Source organism: Arthrobacter sp. MYb227, from assembly GCF_002975435.1.
GTDB lineage: Bacteria > Actinomycetota > Actinomycetes > Actinomycetales > Micrococcaceae > Paeniglutamicibacter.
In genome coordinates this window covers 164,704-175,128 of the sequence record NZ_PCPT01000007.1, presented here as the reverse complement: position 1 = coordinate 175,128, position 10,425 = coordinate 164,704, and the positions used below count along the sequence as shown (strand labels likewise).

Here is a 10,425-nt window from a genome sequence, read left to right as displayed (position 1 = left end):
CGTGGCGCCAATGACCACCGGAATCATCTGCAGGAATCTGCGAATTGTGTAACCAAGCATGCAACTGCTCCCTTTCGCGACACCTCCATGGGTGCCGCATACACACGGGGTTCAAGCCCCACGGGGCCGCGGAAAGATAACCTTTCCTCGGCCCCGTGGATTACTTAAGCACCGCGTACGTGATGTGCTTGCTTAGCAGGTGAAGCCTGCGCGGTAGAACTGCAGGTCGCCCTGCGAATCGTTCATGCCAGCGCACTTGGACTTCAGTCCAAAGTCGGTGGGAATGAACAGTGGGATCGAAGGCATGTCCTTCATGATCAGTGCCTCGGCGTCGGAGTAGAGACCTGCCGACTTGGCTTCGTCTTGCTCGCCACGGGCCGAGCGCAGCAACTTATCTACTGCTTCGTTCGAGTATCCGGTGGTCGCGTTTCCATCTCCACCGGTTTCGTACTGGCTCAGGTACTGATCCGAAGACTTGTAAGACCAGCCCCAGAGACCGAAGATTGCCCCTTCGAGTTCCTGGCTGTTTCGGCGGGATTCAAGTTCGGTGCCCAGGGAAGGCTTGAGCTGCACCTTGATGCCCAGGTTGTCCTGGATCTGCTTGGAGATTGCCTGAACCAGCTGCTGGTCCGATGCTGAGTTGTGCTCGATGATCAGCGTGCCATCGAAGCCGCCGGCCTTTTCCAGCAATGCCTTGGCACCTGCTGCATCAAAGGCGCACGAATCGCAAGAGCCTGCCTTGTAGGAATCCAAGGATGGCGGAACCAACGAATCGGAGGAAGTTGCGTAGCCCTGCAGCAGGGAGGCTGCAATCGATTCACGGTCAATAGACATCGAGATGGCGCGGCGCAGGTCCGGGTTTTCGAGGCCCTTGATGTATTCGGGGATCTGCAGTGTGTACTGCTTGGAGCCGGTCTTGACCTCGTAAAGGGCTTCTTCGCCCAGCTGGCTCTTGGCCTTGGAGACCATGGTTGCCGGGACATTGCGGATCATGTCCAGGTTGCCGGCGGTCATGTCGGTGTAGGCGGCGTCGACTGCCGTGTAGATCTGTCCGACGAGCTTGTCAGCTCCGCCGGAGAAGCCCTGTGCGCCCTTGAAGCCGTCCCACTTTTCAAGCACAACATCAACGTTGTGGTTCCATGAAACAAACTTGTAAGGGCCGTTAGAGATGGGGTTTTCTTCGTAACCCTTCGGGTCGCTGAAAGCTACCTCTGGCAGCGGGCACAGTGCCGAGGTGGTCAACAGCTTGGGGAAGTCTGCGTTCGGGGCAACGAGTGTTACCTCGAGGTTTGCCTCGTCGATGACCTTAACGCCGGAGAGCTTATCGGTGGCCGGCTTGGAACCATCGGTGGGGTTCAGTTCCTTGTAGCCGACGAAGGGAGCAAAGCTGCCATTGCCCTGCCAGGCATTGGAGCCGGTTGCCGTCTTGGCCCAGGCCTTAGCGAAGGAGTCGGCGGTGACTGGGGTGCCATCCTGGAAGGTCCAGCCATCCTGCAATGCGATCTTCCAGGTCTTGGCGTCATCGCTGGTGACCGACTTTGCTGCCAGCGGTTCGATCTCTTGGGACTCGACGTTGACCTCCATGAGGTTTGCACAGGTGGCCATAGCTACCTGGCTTCCCGGATCCTCGTGCGGAACCAGTGACTTCGGTTCTGCAAGCTGGAAGGTCAGCTTCTTTTCGCCGCTGGTGCCCGCAGAACTACCGCTATCGCCGGCTGCGCAACCGCTGGCGGCCAGCATGAATGCTGCCGATGCCGCGACTACGGCAATCATCTTCTTCTTTGACATGACGCTCCCTATTCGTGCAAATGACCCGTGTGCCCCCGACGCAAATGCGGCGGTGTAAGCAAGGCAACCAACTGCTGTGATTGACCTCACCACTTATTTCACGCTCTAAAATAAACCAGATGTGAGGCAGTCTGTCAAAAATGACTATGAACATTGCGGAACTTCCTCCACAAAACTTCCACCCAAAAACTCGGAAAAATTTGCTGAAAGAACTAGTGGGACACCGCTTCTCGCTCGACTTCCGACCAAGTATTTCCAATAACTCCCAGCGGATCGGAAAGTACGGCATCCACCAACGTCGATCCGGCAAAAAGAGAGAGCGAAAAAATGTGGTCCGAGGAAAGAACCACACGGCCGGCGGCGCTTGCCCCACCGTGAGCGCTTCGCGCTACCTCCGCGACCAGGTCGGCAAACACCGCAGGAGTTTCGGCAGGCGTCCCGGCAATCACCAAAAGTTCTGGGTCATGAATGTCGATGAGTTGACTTGCTACCCGGCCCACGTACCGATTACGTTCTGCGAGCACCTCAAGGGCAATCCCATTCCCAGCCTCGGCCAATTCAAGCACGTGGTCACTGTGCCGAACGCCTTTCAAACCGCGGGCAATGGCATTCTTGGCCAAGACAACATCCGATGCCATCACGGCCAAACACCCAAATTTCCCACATGCACAGGGCACCTGTTCATCACTGACCCGCAAGTGTGCAATCTGCCCGGCGGTCTGCGAATACCCGGCCCGAATCCGTCCGTCATCGACTAAGACGGCCCCCAAGTCCTCGGTGATCACCATCAACACAAAATCATCGCTTTGCTGACCATGGCCGTAGAGCAACTCCGATTGGGCCGCAGCGCGCGCATTATTATCCACGATGACCGGTCCGGGTAGCCGTCCTGCCAAAAGGTCCAAGACGTGAACATTCTGCCATCCAGCTCCCGGATTATCGATGATGACCGCTGCATGACGGTCAACAATGCCGCCCGTAGCAATTCCGGTGCCCAGCACCAGCTTGCCCCCCGCATGTTCGGCAAGTAACGCTTCGGCGGCCAGCACAATTTTTTCGATCGAGGCCACCGGATCAATTCCCGGGTGGGGTACCAAGACCGAGGCCCGTTCCACCCCATCAAGACCCATCAGCACCACGCCCGTGGTGCGCGGACCAAGGTGAATCCCCATGACAAGTGTCGATTGGTTATCTACTTCCAGCGGAACTCGTGGGCGGCCCTGCCCCCCGGACGGTGATGGCATGGTGCGTAAAAGCCCGGCCTCCAACAACGTCGAGGCGATCGCGGTAACCGATGCGGCGCTCAGGCCCAATTGCGCAGCAACTTCCGAGCGCGAAAGCCCCGGATGATCAAATACGTGTTTCATCACCGCAGCCGTGTTCAAGCGCTTGAGGTCATCGCCACGATGACCTCGCCCAGGGCGCGGCCCTGTTTTCTTCTCATTCCCCAGCAATTCCACGATGCGTTTCACAATCCGTTTCTAGTTCTCTGCCTCAGCATTTGGGCATCCAAAATACGCAAGCACGCGAAGTTTCTGGGCATGCAAGTCCCCGGCGACAAGATACCACGCAGGGTCATGCACCTTGGAGCAACATCTCGATGCCGTGGGCACCCACAGCATGCAATGGATCGCTCTGTTCTAGCCCGATCATCAGGCTTGCATAGTTCAGCGCCCAACCCCGCGCTCGTTCCCAGACTTCCGTGTCATACAGGGCATTATCCGCAGATAGACGGAATTCTTGAAGTCCAGAATCGCTAAAAAATAGCCATCCGCAGGCCAGATCGCTTGCCGGATCCCCAGCGGTTAAATCACCAAAATCTATTACCGCTGAAAGTCGTATTTTTTCCTGTGCACTTTTAGGAGTAACAATCACGTTATGTGGGTGCGGATCCCCATGTAGCCACAGCTGCGGTCCGGCATATTCTCCGGCCTGCAGCGCGTATTCCCACAGTCGAATTAGCTCATTTTTCCCTGCTCCAACGTAGTGTTCAAGCCGTTGGAGCAACGCAACGTTACGCGCTTGAAGTGGCACTCCGCGGACCGGGTTTTTTGGCGCATCGGCGGGTGCCGGGACATGTAATGCCCTAAAAAATCTGGCGAGTTCCGGCACCAAATCATCACGTGTTTTGACGTCCACACACGCGGCACTTTGCCCGCTAAACCACGGCACCACTGCCCAATGGTAGGGGTAGTTTTCCGCGGGCTTTCCACGGTATTTCACACTTGGTATTGCAACTGGCAGCCGAGGAGCCAAAAATGGCAACCAGCGTACCTCATTGAGCAGCAATCCATGAGCGCTCACCCGGCGTGGCAAGCGCACCGCAAGGTCATCACCGAGCCTGAAAACCACATTATCCCAGCCTGCCTCTACCCAGGACAGGGGCAACTCGGCTAGCTCGGGATATTGTGCTTCTAGTAGCCGGCGCACCAACACTTCATTGATCGCTACGTCCGCTTCCGGCCGAATGCCCTGCCCTTGATGCATGTTTATGCGCTTGGATCTTCCAGCATCTGGGCAAGCTGAATCAGGTTGCCGCAGGTGTCATCCAACACGGCGGTTTTGACGGGCCCCATCACCGTGGGAGGTTGGGTGAATTCCACGCCAAGTCCGACCAAGCGCTCATATTCGGCATCTAAATCTTTGACGGCAAACGAGGTGAATGGAATTCCGTCGGCGACCAATGCGTCTCTAAATGGTGCAACTGCTGGGTGGTTTGCCGGCTCAAACACCAGTTCAACACCGTCCAGCGCTTCTGGGGACACGACAGTCAGCCACGCAAATTCGCCGATCGGGACCTCTGTCTTCTTCACAAATCCCAACTTGCTGGTGTAGAACTCCAATCCCTTGTACTGGTCATCAACGAAGATGCTTGCCAGATGGATTTTCATAGAGTTTCTCCTCGTATATGTTCGGTGGGTGTTGTGGGCTGTGGCCAGCGCCGCTGAATATCTGCCAGCGGCGAGGTATCAATATAGTGGAACTTATAGCGGCCCAGGCGCTGCGTGCTGACCAGACCGACTCCTTCAAGCACGGCTAGGTGCTGGGAGATCGCCTGCCGCGACGCGCCTGATGCACCGCTGCTTGCCAATCTGGCACAGATCTCAAAGAGTGTCTGCCCGTCACGATCCAGCAACCCGTCAAGGATCGCCGCGCGGGTGGGATCCGCAATTGCTTTAAGAAGCTGTTCCACTTTTCAATTAAGGCAAGTATCCACTTGCCTGTCAAGAGATAGCTACGAAGCCACCGGATTTTTCGTACTATACGTCTGAGGCCGAAGCGCTCGACTACGCGCGATCATTCTTCTCCGCGCTCAAAACGTAGGTGACGTACCGAGCACAAACCACGTTAACAACAGTGGGGTCCCGCTCCTCGATCCAGCAAAGCGGATGAGGAACGGGACCCAACTATTATTTAGCGTTAGCTTTGAGGCTAAGAGTTAGCCAGCCAGACCCAACTTTTCAAGTACCAATTCGCGCACGCGGCCGGCGTCGGCCTGTCCGCGGGTGGCCTTCATGACCGGGCCCATGAGCGCGCCAATGGCAGCCATCTTGCCGGCCTTGATCTTCTCGACAACATCCGGCATCGCGGCGATCGCATCATCAACTGCCGCGCCCAGTGCCGAGTCGTCATTCACCACTGCTAGCGAGCGTTTCTCAACGATTTCGCTCGGGGTTCCTTCGCCACCAACAACGTATTCGAGCACCTGGCGGGCGATCTTGTCGTTGATCTTCTTCGCTTCGATCAGCGAGTTCAGCTCAACGATGGTCGCCGGGGTGACACCCAGGTCGATAACGTCCTTGTCGGCGGCGTTGGCCAGACGAGCAATTTCGCCCATCCACCACTTGCGGGCCACCGCAGCGGTAGTACCCGCGGCAATGGTCTCCTCGATCTGCTCGGTGATTCCGGCGTTGACCACATCGCGGAACTCGGCGTCCGAGTAACCCCAGTCGGCCTGCAGGCGCTTGCGGCGCTCGGCCGGCGGCTCGGGCAGGCGGGAACGCAGCTCTTCGATCCACTCGAGTGTCGTCACTACCGGGACCAGGTCCGGCTCCGGGAAGTAACGGTAGTCATCGGCATCGGACTTCGGGCGGCCCGAGGTCGTTGTGCGGGTGTCTTCGTGCCAGTGGCGGGTTTCCTGCACGATGGCAGCACCCGAGTTCAGCACCGCCGCGTGACGCTCGATCTCGAAGCGCACCGCGTGTTCGACGGCACGCAGTGAGTTCACGTTCTTGGTCTCGGTGCGGGTGCCGAACTTCTCGGCGCCCTTGAGCATCAGTGAGACGTTTGCATCGCAACGCACGTTGCCGCGTTCCATTTTTGCGTCCGAGACATCCAGGGCCTTGACGATTTCGCGGATCGCCGCGACGTAGGCCTTGGCCAGCTCGGGTGCACGCTTGCCGGCGCCCTCGATGGTCTTGGTAACGATCTCGACCAGCGGCACACCCGAACGGTTGTAGTCAACCAGCGAGTAGTCGGCACCCTGGATGCGTCCGGTGGAACCACCCATGTGGGTGAGCTTGCCGGCGTCTTCTTCCATGTGCGCGCGTTCGATCTCCACGCGGAAGACCTCGCCGTCTTCCAGCTCGATGTCGATCCAACCGTCGTAGGCAATTGGATCATCGTATTGCGAGGTCTGGAAGTTCTTCGGGGTGTCCGGGTAGAAGTAGTTCTTCCGGGCGAATCCGCAACGCTCGGCGATCTTGCAGTTCAGCGCCAGACCGATCATGATCGCGTATTCAACCGCGGTCTTGTTGACCACCGGAAGCACGCCGGGCAGGCCCAGGCACACCGGGGTCACATTGGTATTTGGCGTATCGCCAAACACGTTGGGGGCCGCGGAGAACATCTTGGTCTTGGTATTCAGTTCAACGTGAACCTCAAAACCGAGCACCGGATCATACTTTTCTAGTGCTACATCAAAGTCAACGAGTTCATCAATGTGTGAAGTCATCTTAGGCAACCCCTCCAGTGGCGGCGGACAGTTCGGGAGCCTGATCCAGCAGACGGCCACCCCACTTGTCTTCCAACAGTTTCTCAAGTGCCGCACCGGCACGGTACAGGCGGGCATCCTCACGGGCCGGGGCCAGGAACTGGATGCCGACCGGCAGTCCTTCGGACAGACCGCCCGGGATGGTGATGCCCGGGATTCCGGCCATGTTCGCCGGGATGGTGGCAATGTCGTTGAGGTACATGGCCAGCGGATCATCGACCTTGGAGCCCAGTTCAAAGGCAACCGTCGGGCAGGTCGGGGAGATCAGCACATCGGCATGCTCGAATGCTGCCTCGAAGTCGCGCTGAATCAGCGTGCGAACCTTCTGCGCCGAGCCGTAGTAGGCATCGTAGTAGCCGGCGGAAAGTGCGTAGGTTCCTAGGATGATGCGGCGCTTGACCTCTTCACCGAAGCCGGCGGCACGGGTTGCACCCATGACGCGTTCGATGGTCAGCGGACCCTCTGTGGGAAGCACGCGGGTGCCAAAGCGCACGCCGTCGAACTTGGCCAGGTTGGAGGAGACCTCGGAGGTGGAGATCAGGTAGTAGGCACCCAGTGCGTATTTGAAGTTCGGGCAGGAAACCTCGACGATTTCTGCACCCGCGGCGCGCAGCGCCTCGAGGGATTCATCGAAGCGTGCCTGGACGCCGGCCTCGTAGCCTTCGCCCTGCAATTCCTTGATGACACCCACGCGTACCCCGGTCATATCTCCGGAGGCGCCGGTTTCGGCAGCAGCAATCAGCGCCGGGACCGGTTCGTTCAGCGAGGTTGAATCGGCGGCATCGTGGCCACCGATCAGCTCGTGCAGGTAGGCGGAGTCGAGCACGGTGCGGGTGACCGGGCCAATCTGGTCAAGCGAGGAGGCCATGGCGATCGCGCCGTAGCGCGAAACCCCACCGTAGGTTGGCTTCACACCGACGGTGCCGGTGACGGCACCGGGCTGGCGGATTGAGCCACCGGTATCGGTGCCCAGGGCCAGCGGTGCTTCAAATGCTGCAACTGCTGCGGCGGAGCCGCCACCGGAACCACCGGGAATCCGGTTTAGGTCCCACGGGTTGCGGGTTGCGCCGTAGGCCGAGTGCTCGGTGGAGGAACCCATTGCGAACTCATCAAGGTTGGTCTTGCCCAACATTGGCAGCTTGGCGGCACGGATCTTTTCGATCACGGTTGCGTCGTACGGGCTCATCCAGCCTTCGAGCATCTTCGATGCGGCGGTGGTGGGCTGGCCCTTGGTGACGATGAGGTCCTTGATGGCGATTGGCACACCGGCGAACGGGTGCAGGGCTTCTGCTTCGGCACCACCGGCGGCGCGGATCGCGTCGACCTCTGCGGCAACGGCGAGCGCTTCTTCGGTGTTCACGTGCAAGAAGGCGTGGACACCGTGTTCTCCGCCGTCAACTTCGGCGATGCGGTCAAGGTGTGCTTGGACTGCGGCGACCGAGGTAATTTCGCCAGCGCGCAGCTTGGCGGCAAGTTCGGTTGCCGAGAGACGAATAATCTCGTTCATGAATTACTCTCCATCCAAAATGGCGGGCACACGGAAACGCGTGTCAACGGAATCCGGCGCGTTCATCAACGCTTCTTCGGCGGTGAGGGTTTCACCGACGACGTCTTCGCGGAAGACGTTCGTCAGAGCAATCGGGTGGGTTGTTGCAGGAACATCGGCGGATGCGGCTTCGGATACCGACGCGATGGCTTGAACAATGACACCGAGTTCACCGGTCATTTTGTCCAGCTCGGCATCGCTCATCTCAATGTGAGCCAGGTGCGCCAAGTGCGCGACGTCCTCACGGCTGATGGCAGACATGTATCTCCCCTAAGTGGGCGGATGGGTTTCCCCACTAGTCTAGTACGCTCACCCCTCCGTTTTTGCCCCGGAATCACCGCCTTCGATGGTGATCTTCCCCCGTGGAGATTTCCCACTTGGCTCACGGCCTCCGGGCTCGGCGCTCCCCCACATGGTGCATCCTTGGCTAGCCGGTGCAACTGTGCACCATCATTCCAAGACGTGTGGGCACCAACGTGCGTTAGACGCTCGGCCAGCATGCTTGGCGCCCACACAAGATTTACCGTCAGAGAAGTTCGATAACTGCCCCGAAATCGGCACTGTTTTCCGCGTGGCTTAGTGGAGCACTAACCCAGGCCCGGGCGTGTGCCGATCCTTTTCCACCGGCCACGGGACGACGAATTATCGAGGCAATGGGTTCATCCTGAGTCGGTGTCCCTTGATTCATGCTCACGGTGATCGAATGATCAAGCACATGTGAATCGTTCTGGTGTTGTGCCGTGACTTCTCCGGCAATCAGCGCCTTGACTTGGGCTTGCCAGACCGGGTCTACTGCCGCATCGTAGATCCACCGGGTCCCCAGGATCCCATGGGCGCTGGTGCCCAGCAAGGATTCTGCGGCGCCTTCAAGTTCGGCACCACGGTAGCTCAGCGGCACGTGATAAAGCACCGGAGTTTGGGGTGTTTCATCGAGGACCAGGATCATTTCCATACCCACCTCATCCGCGGGGTCATCGAGCCTGAAGCCACCAACTACTCGAAGTGAAAGCGTCGATTCGCCCTCAAACCACGACTGTTTGGGCATCCAGGCGGCAAGCAGCTCACCCTTGGTCGGATCCATTGTTGTTCTGTAAATGACGCTCACGTGGAATCTCCTTATGCTCGGCCACCGCAGTACCTGGTGTGCACCTAGCCAAGAGCCTAGCTAAAACTCAGGGTCAAAGCCCCACAAAGTCTTCATTGTTGAGCTAGTCTCTGCCGCACGATCTGCCGGCAAGATTTCTTCCTAAAAATTCCTCTGGCCTCGGCAAATCCCGGCAGCACTTCACCGGGCCACCTCAGGGACGTGTTTTTGGCTCATCTCGCTAGCTCTTTTAGCTACCGGAAAAAACACACGATCCCCTCGATCACGGGAGTTTTGGCAGAGATGATCGAGGCAATTTGCCTTGCGCCTTGGCCTTGGCAAAACGCTTAGAAAATTGCCCTCATGAGGCTTCGCCTACCACCCCATTGCCAAGAAGCACACTAGTTATCGGGTGGCAGCCGGCCAATGGATCCCTCGAATGTTAGAGCTTCAGGGTGTAAACGACGAGCACGATCTCGGTGTTTGGCACATACCAGTCACGTTCGGAAGCATGCTGGAAGCCATCCGCTTCGTAAAGGGCACGAGCGGCAACCCAGTGCCCACCGGTGGTCAGTGACACCGTATGTACATCTTCAATTTCACGGGCACGGGCAATGAGTGCGTTGAGCAGTGCGCGTCCGGCACCCGAGCGTTGCACCTTCGGGTCAACAACCAGCATGCGGAATTCGAGTTCGCCTTCGAGTGCGATATCCGCATAATCGCTACCGGGGCGCACCAGAGTTACCGAACCAATAACTACCCCGTCGCGTTCGGCAACAAGAATTTCGGTTTGCGCGTGACGCGCCGCCACCTGCTGCACGAATTGCATGTATTCGTGGTTGGGATCTTCGAAGTGGCCCGCATCCAGGTATGACGCGACGGTGATCCGTGCGATGTGTGGGTAGTCGGCGGGGACCGCTTCGCGAATTACAAGGGTGCTGGCTTCGGGGTGAATTGCAGTAGTCATCACCTCTAAGTGTGACAGCCCCGGCGCTTTCTCAAGAATGCCGGTGG

The 10,425-nt window shown here is 58.4% G+C and carries 10 protein-coding genes; all 10 read right to left on the bottom strand.

Annotated elements, in window-relative coordinates:
* Nucleotides 1–192: 192 nt before the first annotated feature.
* The 10 genes from CQ018_RS14450 to CQ018_RS14405 all read right to left on the bottom strand — a co-directional run bounded on the left by CQ018_RS14450 (nucleotide 193) and on the right by CQ018_RS14405 (nucleotide 10,378).
* Nucleotides 193–1,788 (bottom strand): ABC transporter substrate-binding protein, encoded by a 1,596-nt coding sequence (locus CQ018_RS14450; RefSeq protein WP_105550715.1) that lies wholly within the window; start codon nucleotides 1,786–1,788, stop codon nucleotides 193–195.
* 212 nt (nucleotides 1,789–2,000) lie between these two features.
* Nucleotides 2,001–3,260: an ROK family transcriptional regulator gene (locus tag CQ018_RS14445; protein WP_105550714.1), complete on the bottom strand. Its 1,260-nt coding sequence runs from the start codon at nucleotides 3,258–3,260 to the stop codon at nucleotides 2,001–2,003.
* A gap of 103 nt (nucleotides 3,261–3,363) precedes the next feature.
* Nucleotides 3,364–4,275, bottom strand: a complete 912-nt coding sequence (locus tag CQ018_RS14440; RefSeq protein ID WP_105550713.1) for an aminoglycoside phosphotransferase family protein — start codon at nucleotides 4,273–4,275, stop codon at nucleotides 3,364–3,366.
* Nucleotides 4,276–4,277: 2 nt separating this feature from the next.
* Nucleotides 4,278–4,679, bottom strand: coding sequence for a VOC family protein (locus CQ018_RS14435; RefSeq protein WP_105550712.1), 402 nt, complete (start codon nucleotides 4,677–4,679; stop codon nucleotides 4,278–4,280).
* Nucleotides 4,676–4,981, bottom strand: coding sequence for a helix-turn-helix transcriptional regulator (locus CQ018_RS14430; protein WP_105550711.1), 306 nt, complete (start codon nucleotides 4,979–4,981; stop codon nucleotides 4,676–4,678). The genes CQ018_RS14435 and CQ018_RS14430 overlap by 4 nt, the downstream gene beginning before the upstream one ends.
* A gap of 246 nt (nucleotides 4,982–5,227) precedes the next feature.
* Nucleotides 5,228–6,742: an Asp-tRNA(Asn)/Glu-tRNA(Gln) amidotransferase subunit GatB gene (gene gatB / locus CQ018_RS14425; RefSeq protein WP_105550710.1), complete on the bottom strand. Its 1,515-nt coding sequence runs from the start codon at nucleotides 6,740–6,742 to the stop codon at nucleotides 5,228–5,230.
* Nucleotide 6,743: 1 nt separating this feature from the next.
* Nucleotides 6,744–8,288: an Asp-tRNA(Asn)/Glu-tRNA(Gln) amidotransferase subunit GatA gene (gene gatA / locus CQ018_RS14420; protein ID WP_105550709.1), complete on the bottom strand. Its 1,545-nt coding sequence runs from the start codon at nucleotides 8,286–8,288 to the stop codon at nucleotides 6,744–6,746.
* Nucleotides 8,289–8,291: 3 nt separating this feature from the next.
* Nucleotides 8,292–8,588 carry an Asp-tRNA(Asn)/Glu-tRNA(Gln) amidotransferase subunit GatC gene (gatC, locus tag CQ018_RS14415; RefSeq protein ID WP_105550708.1) on the bottom strand — a complete coding sequence of 99 codons (297 nt, stop codon included), beginning with the start codon at nucleotides 8,586–8,588 and terminating at the stop codon, nucleotides 8,292–8,294.
* Nucleotides 8,589–8,853: 265 nt separating this feature from the next.
* On the bottom strand, nucleotides 8,854–9,432 hold the full coding sequence (locus CQ018_RS14410; protein ID WP_146111921.1) for a 1,4-alpha-glucan branching protein: 579 nt from the start codon (nucleotides 9,430–9,432) through the stop codon (nucleotides 8,854–8,856).
* 421 nt (nucleotides 9,433–9,853) lie between these two features.
* Nucleotides 9,854–10,378 carry a GNAT family N-acetyltransferase gene (locus CQ018_RS14405; RefSeq protein ID WP_105550729.1) on the bottom strand — a complete coding sequence of 175 codons (525 nt, stop codon included), beginning with the start codon at nucleotides 10,376–10,378 and terminating at the stop codon, nucleotides 9,854–9,856.
* Between the last annotated feature and the right edge of the window lie 47 nt (nucleotides 10,379–10,425).